We start from the raw sequence: 20,366 nt of genomic DNA, 5'->3' as shown, positions 1-20,366 counted from the left end.
ATCTAATAGGAAGGGAAAGTTATTAAAACTCATAATTTGAAAATTTTATAGGATTGATGGGTTTGTTTAATCACGTCTTCAGTACGTTCGGCATGGGTATCGCTAATGAAAATTTGTCCGAAATGATCATCATCGACCAAATTAATAATCTGTGCGACTCTGTTTTCGTCTAATTTGTCAAAAATATCATCTAATAGTAGGATAGGCGAGACTCCACTTTGTTGTTTTATAAAATCGAATTGCGCCAACTTTAAAGCAATTAAGAATGATTTCTGTTGACCTTGGCTTCCAAATTTCTTAATTGGGAAATCATCAATCAGGAATATCAAGTCGTCCTTATGTGTGCCAACACTTGTGTATTGCAGGGCTTTGTCTTTATTGATATTGTTCTTCAATAAATTGATCAATTCATTTTCAAACAAATCACTCTTATATTGTAAGTCAATTAGCTCTTTACTTTGACTAATGGCTTCGTAACGCGATTTGAAAATTGGAATGAAGGTCTTTAAAAAAGCATCTCGTTTTTTAAATATTTTAGAACCATAATCATGTAACTGTTCATTATATATAGAGAGTGTATCGGCATTAAACGTATTATTCAGGGCGAAGTATTTTAGTAATGCATTGCGTTGTGCTAATACCTTATTATAACTAATTAATTCTGTAAGATACATTTTGTCACTTTGTGAGATAACACTGTCAATGAATTTGCGTCGCGTATCACTACCTTCTATAATCAAATCGCGATCGGCTGGAGAAATAATAACCAGAGGAATAAATCCTATATGCTCACTAAATTTTTCATAGGCCTTACTATTTCGTTTAATTACTTTTTTTTGTCCTCGTTTTAAGGAAACGATGATTTTTTCGGTTTTATCGTTTTTAGTAAAACTCCCATCGACCACAAAAAACTCTGCATCGTGATTTATATTTTGAACCGCGATGGGGTTAAAATAACTTTTTCCGAAAGCGAGGTGGTAAATTGCATCTAAAGCATTGGTTTTTCCGATCCCATTGGCGCCAACAAAACAGTTGATTTTGGCGTCGAAATCGAAAACCTGACTTTCAAAATTTTTGTAATTAACTAAAGATAGCGTGTTTAGATTCATGAAAAGCGTAAGATTTGCTTGATTTTAGTGCTATTGCAGGGCTTTTGAGCTTGATTTTAAATATTCAAAAATAACAAATAAATAGGCTTTAGAATCTCAATAAAAATTTTATTTTTGCAGACGCACAAAATGACAAGTTATGGCAACGTATAAGAAAAGAGGCTACAAACCAAAAACGAAAAAAGAAAAGGAAGAAGTTGTTGAAGAAAACTCAACGACTGCTGAGGTGTTTAATTCCTTAGATGAAGGAGCTTCAAGAACTGAGGAATGGGTTGTAAGGAACCAAAAGTACATTTTAGGTGCTGTTGGTGCTATAGCTTTAATAGTTTTAGGTTACTTAGGCTACAATAAGATAGTAGCAGAACCAAAACAAAAAGAAGCAATGAACGAAATGTACATGGCTAAATCGTATTTTGATGATGCGGTTAATGGGATGTCTTCAGATTCATTATTCAGAATGTCTTTAGAAGGTGGTGAAGGTAAGTTTGGTATGTTAGATATCGTTAGTGAATACAGCGGTACACCTGCAGCTAATTTAGCTAACTATTATGCTGGTATGGCTTATTTAAATCTTAAGGATTACCAAAATGCGGTAACGTATTTAGGAAAGTTTTCTAGTGATGACAAAATGTTAAATCCAATTGCTAAAGGTGGTATTGGTGATGCGTTTGTGCAATTAAACCAAAAAGAAGAGGCTTTAGAGTATTACGAGAAAGCATTCAAAGCTAACGTTAATGACTTTACTACGCCATTATACTTAATGAAAGCGGCTCGCGTGGCTATTGATTTAGGTAAGAACGATAAAGCTTTAGGATATTTAAAGCGAATAAAGTCTGAATTTTCAGCTTCAACAGAAGCGTCTAAAGCAGATGTATTAATAGGAAAAGTAGAAGCAAGCTTATAGAGTATGGCAACTGCAAATCATAATTTATCGGCATACGATAAAGCTACAATCCCAAATGCGAAAGATTTTCGGTTTGGGATTGTTGTTTCAGAATGGAATGAAACTATTACCGAAGGTCTATGGCAAGGTGCTTTTGATGCCTTAATAGACTGCGGCGCAATTAAAGAAAATATTGTTCGTTGGAATGTGCCAGGAGCTTTTGAGCTTACCTATGGTGCTGCAAGAATGAGCAAAAGTTTCTATGCGGAATCAGGAATGTTGGATGCTATTATTGTTATTGGTTGCGTGATTCAAGGAGAAACGAAGCATTTCGACTTTGTCTGCGAGGGCGTTACTCAAGGGATAAAAGATCTAAATCTTAAAGGCGATATTCCTGTAATTTTCTGTGTACTTACCGATAATACGATGCAGCAATCTATTGATCGCTCAGGTGGCATTCATGGGAATAAAGGTACAGAAGCTGCTATTGCTGCTATTAAGATGGCGGAACTCAGGAAGAATAGTAAACTTTAGTTGTCATACTAAGTATTCAGTCTGTATTAATTCGTATTCGTTTAGCTTTTTAGGCTAATCCGATCTTCTCATATCTATCGTTAAATCCAGATCAGAAGTTTTGATGTGGTTTGATTTGAAGGCGGAAATCTTCAATATCATATTCGATTTCACTTTCCAACCTTTAGATTGGCATCCTTATTGTTTATAATTTTAAGGAATCCTTAAGCTATATTTCCTTGTATTTTCAGTACTTTTGAGATTAATATTGATTAATTCAAGGGTCACTTGTTTCAGCAAAGAAAAAATAAACGATTTTCATATAAATCTCGACTGCAGGATTCCGATGCAAGAAAGTCGAAGGACGACTTAGAAACTAAATGGAATGAATTAAGAGCTAGTGGCAAACGCCGTGGAAGTGTGTTTACTACTTTACCTGCTTTAATTGTCTTGTTAGTTTTTATTTTTGTTTTAATTTATATCCTTGAAGGATATATTTAATATAGATATTATGGGACCAATAAAATTTACCTTAATTAAAAAGTTACCTAAAAACAAAAGGTTTAATTATACACCGCGTTATTATAAGGGTAAAGAAGGTACCGATACCTCTCAATATTCTTCGAAGTTTGACGCTTATGCTGACACCTATAATAAAAATGATTTTTCGGGTCAATGGCACGATAGCAGAGTAGGTAATAGGAATAGAGCTAATAGCGGTTTTAACCGAACGATATTAGTTTTAATTGCCATTTTCGTTTTAATTTTTCTTTATATAATAGATTTCGACCTCACTATTTTCTACACTAATTAATGTCAGATATTATTCAACTTTTACCAGACCATGTTGCTAATCAAATCGCAGCAGGTGAAGTGGTGCAACGTCCTGCGTCGGTAGTTAAAGAGCTATTAGAGAATGCCATTGATGCAGATGCTACGGAAATTAAGCTCATTGTTAAAGATGCTGGAAAAACTTTAGTTCAAGTTATAGATAACGGAAAGGGCATGAGTGTGACAGATGCACGTTTGAGTTTTGAACGTCATGCCACCTCAAAAATTAAGGCTGCCGAAGATTTATTTCGCTTAAATACGAAAGGGTTTAGAGGTGAGGCTTTAGCTAGTATTGCGGCTATTGCGCATGTAGAGCTAAAAACAAAACAGGCAGAAGATGATTTAGGAACTTCGATAGAAATAGAAGGCAGTGTTGTGAAATCTCAAGAAGTTGCGGTTACGCCAACAGGAACCTCAGTTTCAGTAAAGCACTTATTTTTTAATATTCCTGCAAGACGGAATTTTTTAAAGTCCGATACCGTCGAGCTTCGTCATATCACCGATGAATTTCATCGTGTAGCATTGGCACATCCTAATATCGCCTTCGCATTTTACCATAATGGAAGTGATTTATTCAATGTGCCACAAGAAAATTACAGACAACGTGTTGTTCATATTTTTGGTACCAAAACGAATGAAAAATTAGTTCCTGTAGAAGAGGAAACGGAAGTATTGAAAATTTCAGGATTCGTTGGAAAGCCAGAATTTTCTAAAAAAACGAAGTCGGAACAGTTTTTCTTTGTCAATAATCGATTTATAAAAAGTCCGTATTTAAATCACGCCATAAATGCAGCGTTTGAAGGCTTATTGAAAGATAGTTACCATCCGAGTTATTTTTTAAATCTTACTGTAGACCCGAAAACTATAGATATCAATATTCATCCGACTAAAACTGAAATTAAGTTTGACGACGAGCATACTTTATACGCTATTTTGCGTTCAGCCGTAAAGCACAGTTTGGGTCAATTTAATATTGCACCTGTTTTAGATTTCGATCAGCAAGGTAATTTTGATACGCCTTATAGTTATAAAAACAAGGTGGCTGCTACTCCGGCTATTGAAGTGGACCGTGATTTTAATCCATTTGCCAATGATTTTGGAGGAGGAAGACAAAGTTCGAGTCGAAATACAGGATTTAAGTCAGCACCGACAGCCTCATGGGAAAGTATGTATGTTGGTTTAGAATCTAAGGGCAATGAATCTTCATCTGACTTTAGTCAAGTAACTTTTGAAAGTGAAACTAAGGATGAATCTATTTTTACAGATTCTTCCATAGAAACACGGAAAACGACTTTTCAATTACAACAGAAGTATATTGTTAGCACCTTGAAATCAGGAATGTTGATTATTGATCAGAATAGAGCACATCAACGAATCTTGTATGAAAACTTTTTAAAACATATCACCATAAAGGAAGCCACGAGTCAGCAATTATTGTTTCCTTTGCATCTACATTTTACGCCTAATGAGTTGAAAATCATTGAAGACCTTAAAACCGATTTAGGACATACAGGTTTTGTGTTTTCAGAAATGAATGCGAAGGAGGTGGTTATCACAGGAGTGCCTGTTGGCGTTCCAGAAAGTGAAGTCTCTATTATTTTAGAACAATTAATTAGCGATGTAGAAAATGATGTTCCAGATGCTAACTTTAGTGCGGCCGATTTATTAGCAAAATCGATGGCGAAGAGTTTAGCGATTAAAACTGGGCAATCATTAAATAGTACCGAGCAAGAACATATGGTAAACAGTTTGTTTGCCTGTAAGGAACCCAATGTATCCCCAACTAATAGACCTACGTTTGTAACTATGGGTGTTGATGATATTGAAAAAAAATTCATGTAAAGTATGAGACAAGGAATAACTGATGCTGTAAAACATTTATTGATATTAAACGTCATTATGTTCATCGGAACTCTGATCATTGGACAAGGTGAGGCATTTTACCAATGGTTTGCCTTATACTTTCCTCAGAATCCAAATTTTCAGCCATGGCAAGTGTTAACTCATATGTTTATGCATGGAAACTTTATGCATATTGCATTTAATATGTTTGCATTATGGATGTTTGGAACTGCCGTAGAACTGGTGTTTGGATGGAAGAAATTTGTTGTATTCTATTTGCTTTCAGGTTTTGGAGCCGCCATAATTCAGGTTGCTTTTTTATATTTTCAATTTAATACAGGCTTAACGACATTAATTGAGAATGGATTTGCCCAAGAAGAGATAGTAAGTATACTTAGCGAAGGCAAATACAATACTGGATGGGTGCCACTTCTAGGTGATGATTGGAAAAGTTTTGTTGGCGCGTTTAATAGTATGATGGTTGGTGCCTCTGGTGCTATAATGGGTGTTTTAGTAGCCTATGGCATGTTATTTCCTAATGCTAAATTGATGATGATATTCTTGCCAATACCTATAAAGGCGAAATATTTTATACCAGGTATTATTGCCTTAGATTTGTTTTCGGCTATATCTGGTAATTCATTTTTTAGTCCGAGTAATACCGCTTATATGGCACACGTTGGTGGTGCTTTAACAGGGTTTCTTTTGATGTATTTCTGGAAAAAGAATGAAAGAGATAAATACCGTTGGAATTAATTATGAGTACGATTCAAGATTTAAAATACAAGTTTAATAATCTCGATGTTTTTGGTAAAATTATAGCCATTAACGTTGTGGTTTTTCTTGTAGGTCTGATATTTAAAAGTCTGTTGAGATTCAATGTGTTTGGTTATTTTGAACTACCGTCAGATATCATGGACTTTGTGTTTCAACCCTGGTCCTTGATTACTTATGGGTTTTTACATAATGGTCTGTTTCACCTGGCTTTTAATATGTTATTCTTGTATTATTTATCACGAATGACAATGAATTTATTCAGACCAAAGATGGTTTTGAATATTTATTTCTTAGGAATTATCTGTGGTGGTGTAGCTTATTTAGCAGCAGCAAATCTACTTCCATTAAGCTTTTCAGGAGCAAAAGGAATACTTATTGGTGCATCGGCAGGTGTAAGTGCTATGTTACTCTTTGTGGCTGCTTATATGCCTAATAGTGAAATTAGACTGTTTGGTTCGTTTAATGTGAAATGGAAGCACATTGCTATGGTTATTGTAGGTCTAGATTTATTTAGAATGATGATGGGGCTTAATCAAGGTGGTTATATAGCTCATTTTGGAGGATATTTATTAGGTTATTTCTATGCGACTAACCTACTTAAGGGTAATGATATTGGGATTGGATTTGAACGTATGATGGATAGTTTTATGAGTTGGTTTAAGCCTAAGTCTCATCTTAAAACCGTTCATAAAACCAAAACTAAAACCAAAACTAAAGGTACAACGAGTACGAAGACTAAAACAGGGTCTGAAGCCTTAGATAAGCAAAAGAAGATAGATGCTATTTTAGATAAGATAAGCAAGAGTGGCTATGAGAGTCTAACCTCAAAAGAGAAGGAATTTTTATTTAAAGTCGGTAAGGACTAAAACCTACCCTTTTCATGGGGTAATATATATGAAAGGATTAAGATTCGGTAGTAAAATTATATTCATTATCAATTCGTTGGTTGCCTTTCTATTGCTTATTTCTTATATTTTGCCTTATATCCCACCGAAGAGTTTTGCTTCCTTATCCGTGTTGAGTTTAGGAGTTCCGCTTCTGATTTTATTTAATGCGCTGTTTTTTCTTTACTGGTTATTAAGAGTACGAAAGCAATTTTTATTATCATTAATTGTATTGCTTTTAGGTTGGAACTATATCAACTCCATGTACAAGTTTTCAAGAACAAAAGCTGTTGAAGATGAGGCTAATTTCACTGTAATGTCATTTAATGTACGGTTATTTAATAGATATGAATGGCTGCCTAGTAAAGAAGTGAAAGAGGATATTATAGAACTTATTTTAAACGAACAACCCGATATTTTAAGTCTTCAGGAGTATAGAACAGGTGATCCTATCGATCTTGAAGGTTATTATAATTTTAATGGTCGACATACCGAAGGTATAAAAGCTGGACAAACTATTTTTTCGAAATTCCCAATTGTAAATTCAGGATCATTAGAGTTTCCAAACACGTATAACAATGCCATATTTGCTGATATTGTGAAAGGAAAAGATACGATTAGAGTGTATTCTTTTCATTTACAATCGTCGGGAATTCAAACAGACGTAGAAAAGTTAAAAGACGAAACCTCAGGCCATTTATTTAAACAAGTACGTTCGACCTTTAGGGCACAACAAGATCAAGTGGAATTATTTTTAGCACATAAATCCAAATCCAATTATAAGACTATAGTGACAGGAGATTTTAATAATACTGCTTACTCCTATATTTATAGAATGATTTTAGGAGATGATTTAAAAGATAGCTTTGAGGAAGCCGGGAATGGCTTTGGGAGGACTTACGACTTTAAATTCTTCCCGCTACGAATCGATTTTATATTAGTCGATAAAGATTTTACCGTAAATGGCTTTAAGCTTTACGAGGAAAAACTATCAGATCATTACCCGATAAAAGCCACTTTAAAATTACATTAAGCCACAATCTGCCATATCTGCGATAATGTGAATGACTAAACCTAAGCCTAAGAGTCTTGTTTTTTTAGGAATTAGCAGCAGCAGATATATAACCATAGCATAATAGGTGTGGAGCGGATGAAAATTAATGCTACAACGGTTGGGGTCGAAAATTGGATTGGCCATTAAGTGGTCTAAATCAATCAACATGCCTAGTATCATAATGCCATAGGCTTTAAGCCAATACTTTTTATAAAACACTAGTGCCACTAGCAAGGGCAACCCGAAGTGTATACCATAATGAGCAGTTGATTGTAACATTTTTAATTTGAATTTAAACTAAAGTTAGATCTTGTCGTTTTAAATACAACTCTGTATTTGGCCCTTCATTAAATAATACATCTAAGATACTAAGATTCGGTATAAAGCCATGTTTTTCAGTAAATACTTGAGTGTATGGTTGAAGAGTAGGTGCTTCGAATTTGCGTTGCGCTAAATGTCTAAAATCTATTTTATTTACCGGCTCCTTTTCAAAAGTTGTAGTGTGTACCGGTGATAAGTCTAGCTGAAGGCTGTTCAATAGTACATCGAAGCATTTCAAATTAAGATCTAGGATATAATTGAATTCTTTTTCAAATAGCGGCATTAATTCATCTAAATAATATTCGAAAAAGGGCGACATACTATAGGCCGACTGCAAAGACTTTAGGTGTTGAATTTGCCATGGCTCTTCGTTCGCTATTTTTACATCCTTATACAATTGTCTATTCTTTTGAGAATAGCTCACAGGAACCGTCAGTGCCAGTTTACCATTGGCCGCATAGATTTCTGTTCGATTTCTAAACGATTGTTTTTGATAGTTATCACAAACCTCAAAATAAACCGAATCAGCATTTACAACCGTCCAAAAATGCGTAATATTTGGAAAGTATGTCGGATAGATGAGACTAGTCATAAGAATTATCTATGTCTATTTAAGACTGCGCTTTTTTCTTCTTTCTCCACTTATTGAATAAGGATAGCCCTAAAACAAGGATTATAAATGGAATAAAATAAGAGGTACGTTCGCCATCACCGCTTACCGTAGTAAATATTCTATCCCAACGGAAACTCCAGTTTTTAAGTCCGTCGTTAATGCCATCAATACTCATCCAGATAAACACTGGTTTTCCTATCACGTGATCGTAAGGTACGAAGCCCCAATTTCTTGCATCGATTGAATTATGACGGTTATCACCCATCATCCAATAGTAATTTTGCTTGAAAGTATAAGAGGTCGCAGGCTTATCATCAATAAATATTTGATTTCCTCGCGTTACCACTTCATGACCTTCATACTCAGAAATTGCACGTTTATATATAGAAATATTATCCATATTTAAATCTAACGTAGCACCAGCCTTCGGAATCCAGATAGGTCCGAAAAAGTTATAATTCCAATTGTGTATTAAATCATGTGGAAAAATTCGGTCATCTCTTATACCTTCATCTTCACCATGAAAGGTGATAGATTCTATATTTGGGTGAACAACAGCTTGTCTAGCGGCTTCTTCAGTAGCTTGTATAATAAACGTTTCACGTTGTTGGTCGTAACCAATACCGTCGGTGATATCATATTTTTTTAAGATCGGTTTTACCTTCTGAGTCAGTTCGTACATATTATTAGCCGAGATATTATTGAAGGCTATATCATATGAAAATTGCACTTTCGCTCTACTTGGTAATTGATTTTGTTTGCCATTAATGAAGACAACTCCATTTCTAATTTCAAGCGTGTCACCAGGAATTCCTACGCAACGCTTAACTAAATTTGTTTTCTTATCAATAGGCTTATAATAATTTCTATCTGGTGTGAAATTATTCATGTCGTATAAAGTGTCGGCAGGCTGCCCGAAAACGACAATATCATTTCTCTCAATTTTTTCGAATCCCGGTAATCTGAAATACGGTAATTGTAGTTTATTTAACCATGACGTATTTCGTTCTTCATATTTATCGCTAAATAAATAAGATTTCTTTCCTAAAACAGGAATCGTATCATGTACCATTGGAGCAGCAACGGTTGTCATCGGTGTACGCGCTCCGTAATGGATTTTACTAACAATTAGGAAATCTCCAACCAATAATGATTTTTCTAAAGATGACGACGGAATAACAAAAGGTTGAAAGAAGTAGGTGTGAACGATTGTGGCGGCAACTATAGCAAATAAGACCGAAGTAATCCATTCGCCCGTAGCGGTTTTTGGTTTTAGCTGTCTATTTTCAATGTAGTTTACATCTGCAGCATAATTGAGATAGTAGAGGTAAAATCCTAGAGTAACGATGCATAGGAGTGCATCTGTTTTAGTGTCTTTCCCAAATGCGCGAGCCGTTTCGACCCAAACAGCAGGAATCATAATAAGATTCACAATAGGTAAGAACATTAAAATAACCCACCACCATGGACGCGTAATAATCTTCATTAGAACTACGGCGTTATATACTGGAACAAAGGCTTCCCAAGCTTGTCTACCTGCTTTGACGTATAGTTTCCAGGTCCCTAAACCATGAATAATTTGTATAATGAGTAAAAAGATAAACCACTGTGTCCAGCTCATAACTTTAGTTTTTGTCTACTGTTGGTTGTAAATTATTTTATTTCGTTTCAAATTTTGGGTAAATTAACCAATGTTTAACACATCTTTCATGCTAAATACACCTTTTTTATCTTTAATCCATTCGGCGGCAATTATAGCTCCCATTGCAAAACCTTGGCGGCTATGTGCTGTATGTTTTATGCTTATTGAATCGATATCCGAGTTATAAGTGATTTCATGCGTGCCAGGAACATTATCTGTGCGAATAGAATTGATATAAAGGCCGTTTGGATTGCCCATTTCTAGAGACCAACTATTATATGCTGAAACATCAATAATTTGATCAGCCAAGGTAATTGCTGTGCCACTTGGTGAGTCTAGTTTTTGAATATGGTGGGTTTCTTCAATTTCTGGTTTGTATTCTGGAAAACCAGACATTAAATCACTTAACTTTTTATTGAGTTCAAAAAATAAATTCACACCTAAACTGAAGTTAGAGGCATATAAGAAGGTCCCGTTTTGTTCTTTACAATAGTCAACCATTGTATCGTATTGATCTAACCAACCTGTTGTGCCAGAAATCACTGGAACACCTGCATCTAAGGCTCGTTTAATATTTGTTACAGCAGTTGTTGGTACACTAAAATCTATAGCCACATCGGTATCTGAAAAATCGAATTCTGAGGTATGACTTGACACTTTTAAGGAAATACTATGATGTCTGTTAACGGCAATAGTTTCAATACTTTTTCCCATTTTTCCATATCCAAGTAATGCGATTCTCATATCTGATTTATTTGTGATTATTTATTATTACTTCAATAGCGATTATTAAAACTTAAGATTAAGGGTTAGTCCCATATCTGAAGTGTTCTCCCATTGGTTGTATTGGTAATGTGGTCTTAAACTTAGATTTTCATCGACATTAAATTGAAGCAGGTGAGCATCAACGTTAGCATCAATTATGTTTAAAGCGTATAATCCGAAGGTCACTAGTAATGACAATTCCTTATTACGTCTCGCCTGTTGTTGAGCTCTTACTAAAGCATCATTAGAAATTAGAGGAGTTGTCCCTGTTCCGTAGAATTCATCGTCTTTGAATCCCGCTAATCGTCTTTTGTAAGCGTCCCTGTACCTGTCTAGTTGTTTGTCGTTTCTAACATAAAAATAAACACCAGTTCCTATAGCTCCCCAAACGATTGGGACTTTCCAATATTTTTTATTGTAAGCTTGACCTAACCCGGGAAGTATCGCAGAATAGAAGGCTGCTTTAGAAGGTCTTAATGGATCAATTTCTTGTTTTACTAAACTTTCATTGACTAAGATAGGACTTTCCTCTATGGCCGTACTTGTGCTGTCTTTAACTTTTTGAGAAAAGGAAAAATGAATAGCAAACAAGCACAGTAAGAGGCTATAGAATCCTTTATTTGTCACGTTGTACTAGTTTTTTAATACGGTTGAAATCCTCTTCAGAATGGAACGGGATGGTAATTTTACCACTTCCATTTTTAGCGACTTTAACATCGATTTTATGACCAAAATATTTTGAAAATTCTTTCACACCTTTTTTAATGTGTTGAGGAATTTCAGGTGTTTTTTCTTCGGTTGGAGTAGGAGTCTCTGAGTTTAAACTTTTTACTAATTGTTCCGTAGCTCTAACTGATAATTTATTGCTGATGATTTTCTCGTAAACATTGAGCTGATCTGCTGGATCATCAATATTAACCATAGCTCTACCATGACCCATGCTAATGAATCCATCGCGCATACCTGTTTGGATTATAGGGTCTAATTTTAGCAAACGAAGGTAGTTTGCAATAGTCGAGCGTTTTTTGCCTACGCGTTCGCTCATCTCTTCTTGAGTTAATTGAATTTCGTCAATTAAACGTTGGTAGGATAAGGCGATTTCTATAGGGTCTAAATCTTGGCGTTGAATGTTTTCGACCAAAGCCATTTCTAACGATTCTTGATCGTTAGCAATTCTGATATAAGCTGGAATGGTTTCTAAGCCAATTAATTTTGAAGCTCTAAAACGTCGCTCACCAGAAACGAGTTGGTATTTGTTAAACTCCAATTTTCTAACCGTTATGGGCTGAATAACGCCAAGCTCACGAATAGAAGACGCTAGTTCTCTTAACGTTTCTTCATTAAAATTGGTTCTTGGTTGAAATGGGTTTACTTCAATACTTTCAATATCAAGCTCTACAATATTACCAACGACTTTATCAGCATTTTTATCTTCCGCTGAATTAATATCGTTTTCAGGGTCTTTCAATAAAGCTGAAAGTCCACGGCCTAATGCTTGTTTTTTAGTTGCTTTCGCCATTATAATTCATTTTTCTTAATCAGCTCTTTAGCTAAGCTTAAATAATTCACTGCACCTTTACTGCTCACATCGTAGTTGATAATGCTTTCGCCATAACTAGGGGCTTCACCTAAACGTACGTTTCTTTGAATAATTGTATCAAAAACCATATCGCTAAAGTGCTTTTGAACCTCTTCTACAACCTGATTAGATAAACGTAATCGCGAGTCGAACATCGTAAGTAACATACCTTCGATATCTAAGGCCTGATTATGGATTTTTTGTACACTTTTAATGGTGTTTAATAATTTACCTAAACCTTCAAGTGCAAAATATTCACATTGTATTGGAATAATTACAGAGTCAGCCGCTGTTAAAGCATTCAAGGTTAATAAACCTAATGATGGTGCGCAATCGATTAGGATATAATCATATTCTGATTTTAAGTCTATAATCGCTTTTTTGAGCATATACTCACGTTGCTCCTTGTCTACAAGCTCAATTTCGATAGCTACAAGGTCTATATGTGCAGGCATGATATCTACATTAGGTGCATTAGAAGCCATAATGGCCTCCTTTGCTTCAGCCGTATGTTCTAATACTTGATACGAGCCTATTTCAACAGCTTCAACATCAATACCCAAACCAGAACTAGCGTTGGCTTGAGGATCGGCATCTATTAATAAGACTTTTTTCTCTAGAGCTCCCAATGAAGCTGCTAAATTTACAGAGGTTGTTGTTTTTCCAACGCCTCCTTTTTGATTTGCTATTGCAATGATTTTACCCATTAAATGATTCTGTTTTTCTAAGGGCTTAAAATTACGATTATTTACGACTTTAGGAAATTGAAGTTGTTAACACTTGTATAAAAAAATAACAGCCTTGACAATGTGAGTGCTAAGGCTGTTATTGAATTTTAAGCTATGATTTATCCCTGTTATTAAAATTAATCGATTAATATTTCTAAGATTTGAATAGCCGCATCGCTAATTTTGGTACCTGGACCAAATACGGCAACGGCGCCGGCATCAAATAAATACTGATAATCTTGCTTTGGAATAACACCTCCAACAATAACCATGATATCCTCACGGCCGTAGTTTTTTAGCTCTTCTATAACTTGGGGTACTAAAGTTTTGTGTCCGGCTGCTAATGAAGACACACCGAGTATGTGAACGTCATTTTCTACTGCTTGTTTAGCCGCTTCTTTAGGTGTTTGGAACAATGGGCCTATATCTACATCAAAGCCAACGTCTGCGTATCCCGTAGCTACAACTTTAGCACCTCGGTCATGTCCATCTTGCCCCATTTTGGCGATCATTATTCGAGGTCTACGACCTTCTTGTTCGGCAAACTTATCAGCGAGGTCTCTCGCTTTTTGAAAACTTTGATCGTTTTTAATTTCTTTACTATACACTCCTGAAAATGATTTTATCTGTGCTTTATAGCGACCGAAAACTTCTTCTAAAGCATCGCTAATTTCACCTAATGTTGCACGTTTTCGTGCAGCATCTACTGCTAAAGCTAATAAATTATCTTCATTTGTTTTAGCCGCTTCGGTTAATTTTGATAAGGCTTCTTTAACGCTAGTGTTATCACGACTCGCCTTGATGCTATTTAATCGGTCAATTTGTTGTAATCTAACTGTTTGGTTGTCCACTTCTAATGTAGAAATTGGATCTTCTTTATCTAATCGGTATTTGTTAACACCTACAATGATATCTTGATTAGAGTCAATACGCGCTTGTTTACGTGCTGCAGCTTCTTCGATTCTCAGTTTTGGAATTCCGGCTTCAATGGCTTTAGTCATTCCACCTAATTCTTCGACTTCTTGAATTAGCTTCCAAGCTTTATGAGCAATCTCATCGGTCAGTTTTTCTACATAATAACTTCCTGCCCAAGGATCGACTGTTTTTGTAATATTGGTTTCTTCTTGTAAATAAATCTGTGTGTTTCTTGCGATACGCGCAGAGAAGTCTGTAGGTAAAGCTATCGCTTCATCTAGAGCATTGGTATGTAAACTTTGTGTACCACCAAAAGCCGCAGCAGCCGCTTCAATACAGGTTCTGGCCACATTATTAAATGGATCTTGCTCCGTTAAACTCCAACCAGATGTTTGAGAGTGTGTTCGTAATGCTAGAGATTTTTGATTTTTAGGGTTGAATTGCTTGACGAGTTTTGCCCATAGCATTCGAGCAGCACGCATTTTAGCAATTTCCATAAAGTGATTCATACCAATAGCCCAAAAGAAAGATAGGCGAGGAGCAAAAGTGTCTATATCCATACCAGCCTCAAGTCCTTTTCTAATATATTCAAGACCATCTGCAAGGGTATAGGCCAATTCAATATCACAGGTGGCTCCAGCTTCTTGCATATGATAGCCTGAAATACTGATACTGTTGAATTTTGGCATATTCTTGCTGGTATATTCAAAAATATCAGATATAATTTTCATTGAAGGTGTTGGTGGGTAGATATAAGTGTTTCGTACCATAAATTCCTTCAGAATATCATTCTGAATGGTCCCTGCTAGTTGTTCAGGCTTTACGCCCTGTTCTTCAGCTGCCACAATATAAAAAGCCATGATAGGAAGAACCGCACCGTTCATAGTCATGGATACCGACATCTTATCTAACGGAATTTGGTCGAAGAGTATTTTCATATCTTCAACGGAGTCGATAGCCACCCCAGCTTTTCCGACATCGCCAACGACGCGGTCGTGGTCAGAATCATAGCCTCTATGCGTTGCTAAATCGAAAGCAACGGATAACCCTTTTTGCCCTGCGGCAAGGTTTCTTCTGTAAAAGGCATTACTCTCTTCTGCAGTTGAAAACCCGGCATATTGTCTAATTGTCCATGGTCTTCGAACATACATGGTTGAGTATGGTCCTCGAAGGTTAGGTGCTATTCCTGCTACGAAATTAAGATGTTCTACATTTTGAATATCCTCTTTCGAATAGGTTGATTTTAAATTGATATCCTCCGCAGTAAGAAAATCGTGCGTTGATTTCGGCTTTTGGGTATTGGCCTTTGTATTTAGGTTTATATGTTGAATATTTTTTCGGCTCATAATATCATTTTTTCTAAGAAAGGATCAAAATTTACTTCAAATGGCGCCATCAGATTAATCATCAGTGTTTTTTGATTCGAAGAGATAAAATAGACGTGCTGATATGCTTGTTGTTTCTTTTTCTTATTTTCTATTTTGAAAATCGCTTTAAAAATTTGCGTCTTCCCATTGTCATTATGTTTCGCGGTAATTTTATGGTAATCGACATCTATTTCTTTGGATAAGGCCTCTTGATTCTGTCTAATCATTCCTAAAATTAACTTCGCATCTTGACGCGAAATTGGGGTATATGGAATTGCATTTACCGAGTAGGTGGCATTAATAGAATTGTCGAAATATAGATAATGATTTCCTTCCATATTTCTAATGGTTCGAAATCTAGCACGCTCTATTTCTAAGTCTTTGTTTTCTGTAATTAAAGAGTCCAATAGGTTTAAATATTCTACAGAAGAATATTTTTCAAAAGTCTTGGGAAGAAAGATTTTTACATTATCTTTCTCAAGTAAATGCATAGTGCTTTCTACCGTTTCTAAGTCCTCAGTCTCGGTCCAGTTGGCCATCTCTTTAGCGACCTCGACACAAGCGGTAGTGCTTAGTACTAAAACCGTTAAAATAGCTACTATAGATTTTCTCAATACCATGTTTTACTCTTTATTTAATCTGTTGAATTCCAGTTCTTGAGATAATCTCTTCTCAATTATAGGTTCAAGTAATGTTTTGCGTTTATTGATTTCTAGAAATGGACTTATTTCTAAGTCGTTTTTCATATTATCCTCCTTATTTGGATGTTTGTTTGTCCCTAAGAGCACTAACTTTCCGTCATTAAAATCAGCTTGTTCCTTAGCAGCACTCTCTTTAATTTTTCTCTGAATTGTGCCTTCTTTTAATTGACTTAAAAAACCTCCATTAGCTTCAATATCCTTAAAAAGTTCTAGAGCTTTTTCTGCTAATTGCTCTGTTAAACTTTCAATATAATAGGTGCCGTCAGCAGGATTATTAACCTTATCTAAATAACTCTCGTGCTTTAAAACCAAGAGTTGATTTCTTGATATTCGTTCGCCAAATTCATTTGGTTTATGAAACAAAGCATCATAAGGTAAGTTATGAATTAGGTCTGCTCCACCGAGAATAGCGCTCATGCATTCTGTTGTGGTGCGTAACATGTTTACGTTGTAATCGTATATCGTCTTATTGCGTTTGCTTGGCGTGGCTACTATTCTACAGGTGGTATTCACCCCATATTCTGTAGCTAATGCCGACCAAAGTTGACGTAAAGCCCTTATTTTAGATATTTCGAAAAAATAGTTTGACCCCACTGCCAAATTAAAAACTACAACCAAGGAAGCCTTATCTTCTTTTGAAAGCTTACCGTCTAAATGGTTTAAATACTCATTTGCATGAGCCATTCCGTAGGCTAATTGTTGAATCATTGTAGCACCTGCATTTTGATACAAGTCTATATGAACACTTAACTGGTTTGTTGTGGCTACAATATTTTCAAACTGCGAATGATCCTCTTTTAAGTTATGGTACCAATTACCAGATTTGGCTAAGTGACCAATGATATCCGTTTGAATATTTATTGAAGATACGTTCTCAGAGTTTAAGGTTGAATTATATAAATTTTCAACAAATGCTTGAGATAGGAACTGACATTTTATGTCGACCGTTGTAGCTTCTAAATCGATGTTTTGAACGAGCTCGTCAATGGAAACCGTTTCTGATTCTATATTGAATATGATGTTTTCTGCACCACGATTGATAGCTTCAATAGCTTTAGAATTAGCTGTTTTAGCATCAGTGACGTTAATTAACTGACCAATTTTCCATTCGGCTGATTTACTTTGTGAAACTTCAAGTAGGCTTTCAAACTCATCGGCGTGATAAAATGGTTTTACGTCAATACCTTCGTTAGAATTCCAGATTAAAGTCTCGTTATAGTCGGCACCTTTAAGGTCTACTTGTATCTTTTGTTTCCATGCTTTTGAAGACACGGGATCAAAGTCATTAAATAATGATTTACTCATTTTGTTTTTGTTTAGCAATACTGTCTTCGTATTCTATGATAAAAATATCTTCATTAGGCTTTTTCATATAGTAGGTTTCACGAGCTGTACGCTCTACACCTTCTTCCGTACTCAGTTCTTTTATTGCTTTTTCGTCTTTTGCAATTTCGTTTTTATAATGTTCTTTTTGATATTCTAATTCATTAATATCCGAATTCAATTCGTGATGAAATAGTAGGGAATGGGCATCAAAAAATAACATCCATATGACAAAGCCAATAAGAATATAGGTGTATAAGTTGAAATACTTAGAATATTTTTTGATGAACTTGAACATTATAAGCGATCGTTTATGATTGTTTTTACAATATCTACAGCAACCGTATTGTATTTATTGTTTGGGATAATGATATCTGCATATTCTTTCATCGGTTCTATAAACTGCTGATGCATTGGTTTTAACGTGGATTGGTAGCGTTGAAGCACTTCATTAATATCTCTTCCACGTTCTGTAATATCGCGTTTTAAACGTCGTATTAAGCGTTCGTCTGAGTCGGCATGAACAAATATCTTTATATCAAAAAGATCACGAATTTCTGGATTTGACAAGATAAGGATTCCTTCAACAATCATTACTTTTCTTGGATGCGTGACAATAACGTCTCCTGTTCGGTTGTGCTTAACGAATGAATAGACCGGTTGATTTATAGCGTTACCTTTTTTTAATTCAAGAAGGTGTTCTTTCAATAAGTCAAAATCTATAGATCTCGGATGATCAAAATTAATTTTAACACGTTCTTCAAAGCTTAGATGTGTTGTGTCTTTATAATAAGAATCTTGAGAGATTACCCCAACCTGACCTTCGGGTAATTCTTGTAAAATTGTATTTACTACTGTTGTTTTTCCGCAGCCTGTTCCACCTGCTATTCCAATAATGAGCATATTAAATCTTAGTTAGTTTGAGTGCTGCAAATTTAATTATTTAAGTATTAATGCACCTTTATAGCTCGGAAACTTTCTCGGGTGTTACAAAATTATCTATAGCATTTCCCCAGCTGTTATTTATATAATTCATAACATCGGCAACTTCAGTGTCTGAAAGCCCTAATGGCGCCATAGCGCTATTGTAAGTTATTCCATTTACTACAATTTCGCCTGACATGCCATGCTTAACTGCCTTAATACTCTCTGTTTGTTTTTCTCTAAGAAAATCAGAATCGGCTAAGGGAGGAAATGCGTTAGGTGTGCCTTTACCATCGGCTAAATGGCAGGTCATGCACATATCGCCATAGACTATTTTTCCACGTTCTACACTCGCTTTTAGTTCTGGGTCAAGTTGATTATTGGCTAAGTCCTTTGTGTTTTTATTGCTGTTATTACATGAAACTAGGGTGAATAAAGCCCCTATTAAGATTATAGCTTTTATCATTTTTTAATCATTTTTACAATTCCTAAATTCTCGACGCCTACATAAATATAACCGTCAGGACCTTGTTTAACGCTTCTCACACGACCGATATCTTCTAATAGCTTTTTTCTTTTTACCACAGTATTGTTTTCTAAAACTAAGCCTTCGAGATAATTGAATTTTAACGAGCCAACAAGTAAGTTGCCATTCCATTCTGGATAAATATCTGAGGTTACAAAGGTCATTCCACTAGGGGCGATAGAAGGTACCCAATAAAACAATGGGTCTTTCATTCCAGGCAGTGTGGTGTTATCTGTAAATGAAGTTCCACTATAGTTGACACCGTAACTCACCAATGGCCAACCGTAATTTTTTCCTTTTGCTATAATATTTATTTCATCACCTCCTTTTGGGCCGTGTTCATGTACCCATATTTCACCGGTTTCCGGATGCATCATCATTCCTTGAGGGTTTCTGTGACCATAACTGTAAATGGCTGTTTTTGCATTCGCTTCGTCAACAAACGGATTGTCGTCTGGAATTGAGCCATCGTCGTTAAGACGGTATATTTTTCCACCATCTCTTGTAATATCTTGCGGATTTTCATCTCTATTACCGCGATCTCCTATAGAGAAATAAAGATAACCGTCGTTATCGAATTCTATACGAGAACCGAAATGTTGCCCTTTTGTTGTATTTAGTTCCCCTTTATACAGTTGTTCTACATTGGTTAAGGTGTTGCCTTCCAATTTGGCTCTAATTAAGGCGGTGTTACCTCCATCGCCAGGTCCATCTGCAGAAGCATGGGTGAGGTATATCCAACCATTATCAGCATAATTAGGGTGAAGTTCAATATCTAATAAGCCACCTTGGCCGCGTACATAGATTTCTGGTAGTCCGCTGATTAATGTTTTAGTACCCTCTTTAAAATGAATGAGTTCTCCTGATTTTTCCGTGATTAGCATTGCACCATCAGGAAGAAAAACAAAGCCCCAAGGAATGCTAAGGTCGCCAACTACCACTTCTGAAACGTAATCATAGGAGGTTGTAGCTTCAGCTTTTACTTCTGATTCTTTTTGTTGAGCACATGCTAAAATTGAAATTGAGCATATAACGAGTAAAGTCTTTAAGTGTTTCATTTTTCAAGTGT

The 20,366-nt window shown here is 35.6% G+C and carries 22 protein-coding genes; 7 read left to right on the top strand and 15 right to left on the bottom strand.

Going from position 1 to position 20,366, the window contains the following annotated elements; genetic code table 11:
* Positions 1-29: 29 nt before the first annotated feature.
* Positions 30-1,109, bottom strand: coding sequence for a DNA replication/repair protein RecF (gene recF, locus DFQ11_RS08640; RefSeq protein WP_110475450.1), 1,080 nt, complete (start codon positions 1,107-1,109; stop codon positions 30-32).
* A 139-nt stretch (positions 1,110-1,248) separates the two neighbouring features.
* Here recF and DFQ11_RS08635 point away from each other — a divergent pair, with 139 nt between their 5' ends.
* From DFQ11_RS08635 to DFQ11_RS08600, 7 genes are all read left to right on the top strand, one after another.
* A complete protein-coding gene (locus DFQ11_RS08635; protein ID WP_110475449.1) occupies positions 1,249-2,013 on the top strand; it encodes a tetratricopeptide repeat protein in 765 nt (254 codons plus the stop codon).
* A 3-nt stretch (positions 2,014-2,016) separates the two neighbouring features.
* Complete coding sequence (gene ribH, locus DFQ11_RS08630; protein ID WP_110475448.1) at positions 2,017-2,526, top strand: 6,7-dimethyl-8-ribityllumazine synthase; 510 nt, start codon at positions 2,017-2,019, stop codon at positions 2,524-2,526.
* A gap of 490 nt (positions 2,527-3,016) precedes the next feature.
* The gene (locus DFQ11_RS08620) at positions 3,017-3,319 is read left to right on the top strand and encodes a hypothetical protein (protein WP_110475446.1); all 303 of its coding nucleotides are present in this window, start codon (positions 3,017-3,019) and stop codon (positions 3,317-3,319) included.
* A complete protein-coding gene (gene mutL, locus DFQ11_RS08615) occupies positions 3,319-5,178 on the top strand; it encodes a DNA mismatch repair endonuclease MutL (protein ID WP_110475445.1) in 1,860 nt (619 codons plus the stop codon). Before DFQ11_RS08620 ends, mutL begins: the two co-directional genes overlap by 1 nt.
* Positions 5,179-5,181: 3 nt before the next feature.
* A complete protein-coding gene (locus DFQ11_RS08610; RefSeq protein WP_110475444.1) occupies positions 5,182-5,934 on the top strand; it encodes a rhomboid family intramembrane serine protease in 753 nt (250 codons plus the stop codon).
* Positions 5,935-5,936: 2 nt separating this feature from the next.
* Complete coding sequence (locus DFQ11_RS08605; RefSeq protein ID WP_110475443.1) at positions 5,937-6,821, top strand: rhomboid family intramembrane serine protease; 885 nt, start codon at positions 5,937-5,939, stop codon at positions 6,819-6,821.
* A 28-nt stretch (positions 6,822-6,849) separates the two neighbouring features.
* Positions 6,850-7,872, top strand: a complete 1,023-nt coding sequence (locus tag DFQ11_RS08600; RefSeq protein WP_110475442.1) for an endonuclease/exonuclease/phosphatase family protein — start codon at positions 6,850-6,852, stop codon at positions 7,870-7,872.
* Here DFQ11_RS08600 and DFQ11_RS08595 read toward each other — a convergent pair.
* The 14 genes from DFQ11_RS08595 to DFQ11_RS08530 all read right to left on the bottom strand — a co-directional run bounded on the left by DFQ11_RS08595 (position 7,864) and on the right by DFQ11_RS08530 (position 20,355).
* Entirely contained in the window at positions 7,864-8,172 is a 309-nt protein-coding gene (locus tag DFQ11_RS08595; RefSeq protein ID WP_110475441.1) for a DUF6122 family protein, read from the bottom strand. The two genes, DFQ11_RS08600 and DFQ11_RS08595, sit on opposite strands and share 9 nt — an antisense overlap.
* A 13-nt stretch (positions 8,173-8,185) precedes the next feature.
* A complete protein-coding gene (locus DFQ11_RS08590) occupies positions 8,186-8,806 on the bottom strand; it encodes a WbqC family protein (protein WP_110475440.1) in 621 nt (206 codons plus the stop codon).
* Positions 8,807-8,825: 19 nt separating this feature from the next.
* Entirely contained in the window at positions 8,826-10,448 is a 1,623-nt protein-coding gene (gene lepB / locus DFQ11_RS08585) for a signal peptidase I (protein ID WP_110475439.1), read from the bottom strand.
* Between the two features lie 63 nt (positions 10,449-10,511).
* Entirely contained in the window at positions 10,512-11,213 is a 702-nt protein-coding gene (dapB, locus tag DFQ11_RS08580; RefSeq protein WP_110475438.1) for a 4-hydroxy-tetrahydrodipicolinate reductase, read from the bottom strand.
* 45 nt (positions 11,214-11,258) lie between these two features.
* Positions 11,259-11,861 carry a DUF5683 domain-containing protein gene (locus DFQ11_RS08575; protein ID WP_110475437.1) on the bottom strand — a complete coding sequence of 201 codons (603 nt, stop codon included), beginning with the start codon at positions 11,859-11,861 and terminating at the stop codon, positions 11,259-11,261.
* Complete coding sequence (locus DFQ11_RS08570; protein ID WP_110475436.1) at positions 11,851-12,753, bottom strand: ParB/RepB/Spo0J family partition protein; 903 nt, start codon at positions 12,751-12,753, stop codon at positions 11,851-11,853. Before DFQ11_RS08570 ends, DFQ11_RS08575 begins: the two co-directional genes overlap by 11 nt.
* Positions 12,753-13,520, bottom strand: a complete 768-nt coding sequence (locus tag DFQ11_RS08565) for a ParA family protein (RefSeq protein WP_110475435.1) — start codon at positions 13,518-13,520, stop codon at positions 12,753-12,755. Before DFQ11_RS08565 ends, DFQ11_RS08570 begins: the two co-directional genes overlap by 1 nt.
* Before the next feature lie 158 nt (positions 13,521-13,678).
* Positions 13,679-15,802, bottom strand: coding sequence for a methylmalonyl-CoA mutase (gene scpA / locus DFQ11_RS08560; RefSeq protein ID WP_110475434.1), 2,124 nt, complete (start codon positions 15,800-15,802; stop codon positions 13,679-13,681).
* Entirely contained in the window at positions 15,799-16,443 is a 645-nt protein-coding gene (locus DFQ11_RS08555) for a hypothetical protein (protein WP_110475433.1), read from the bottom strand. Before DFQ11_RS08555 ends, scpA begins: the two co-directional genes overlap by 4 nt.
* Positions 16,444-16,446: 3 nt before the next feature.
* Entirely contained in the window at positions 16,447-17,829 is a 1,383-nt protein-coding gene (locus tag DFQ11_RS08550) for a methylmalonyl-CoA mutase subunit beta (RefSeq protein WP_110475432.1), read from the bottom strand.
* Complete coding sequence (locus DFQ11_RS08545; RefSeq protein WP_110475431.1) at positions 17,822-18,145, bottom strand: FtsB family cell division protein; 324 nt, start codon at positions 18,143-18,145, stop codon at positions 17,822-17,824. The genes DFQ11_RS08550 and DFQ11_RS08545 overlap by 8 nt, the downstream gene beginning before the upstream one ends.
* Positions 18,145-18,750: a uridine kinase gene (udk, locus tag DFQ11_RS08540; RefSeq protein ID WP_110475430.1), complete on the bottom strand. Its 606-nt coding sequence runs from the start codon at positions 18,748-18,750 to the stop codon at positions 18,145-18,147. Before udk ends, DFQ11_RS08545 begins: the two co-directional genes overlap by 1 nt.
* Positions 18,751-18,808: 58 nt before the next feature.
* Positions 18,809-19,237, bottom strand: a complete 429-nt coding sequence (locus DFQ11_RS08535) for a c-type cytochrome (RefSeq protein WP_110475429.1) — start codon at positions 19,235-19,237, stop codon at positions 18,809-18,811.
* Complete coding sequence (locus tag DFQ11_RS08530; protein ID WP_110475428.1) at positions 19,234-20,355, bottom strand: PQQ-dependent sugar dehydrogenase; 1,122 nt, start codon at positions 20,353-20,355, stop codon at positions 19,234-19,236. Before DFQ11_RS08530 ends, DFQ11_RS08535 begins: the two co-directional genes overlap by 4 nt.
* Positions 20,356-20,366: the final 11 nt, after the last annotated feature.

Source organism: Winogradskyella epiphytica, from assembly GCF_003217215.1.
GTDB classification, from domain to species: domain Bacteria; phylum Bacteroidota; class Bacteroidia; order Flavobacteriales; family Flavobacteriaceae; genus Winogradskyella; species Winogradskyella epiphytica.
Note: the sequence above shows the minus strand (reverse complement) of the source record. Positions and strands in the feature narration are given on the sequence as shown.